Raw genomic sequence first — 445 nt, forward strand, 5'->3', positions numbered from 1 at the left:
CGCTGCACAGCCATGCCGCTGGACCAGCTCTCCCGCAAAATCCAGCGCCAGACGCCGCCGCTCGGCAGGGGGCAGTTCTTCGGGCAGGGCAATCTCGAACTCGCGGGCAACCGTTGCGTTCTTCCGGGTCTCCGCCTGCTCGGCGGCATTCCACAATGCCGCCCGGTCCGCTGCCCAGTCGGGGGCATCTTCCGGCAACACCAGATCGGCGGACTCAACCCCGCTTCGGCGGGTGTAGTCGTGTACTTCTCCCGTCCGTTCATCTTCGATCTTCTCGCCGGAACGATACGCGGAGGAAGCCGTGCCGCTGCGGCCTGCAGATCGGCTGATGGCTTTGACGGAGAGATGATAGATCGCCATTCTGGCCTCCTCCTACGGGGTGTCGGGGCGGAGCCTTGACCGCACGCAAACTCGCAGAGTTTGCATAAGTGCGCCCTTGCTTTTT

At 64.0% G+C, this 445-nt stretch carries 1 protein-coding gene; it reads right to left on the reverse strand.

From position 1 onward, the window contains the following. On the reverse strand, positions 1 to 360 hold a 360-nt coding region (locus tag HJG40_RS06145), incomplete at its 3' end, for a MobA/MobL family protein (RefSeq protein WP_215863375.1). Between the last annotated feature and the right edge of the window lie 85 nt (positions 361 to 445).

The sequence above is a fragment of the Acidithiobacillus concretivorus genome (assembly GCF_018853445.1).
Classification (GTDB): domain Bacteria; phylum Pseudomonadota; class Gammaproteobacteria; order Acidithiobacillales; family Acidithiobacillaceae; genus Acidithiobacillus; species Acidithiobacillus concretivorus.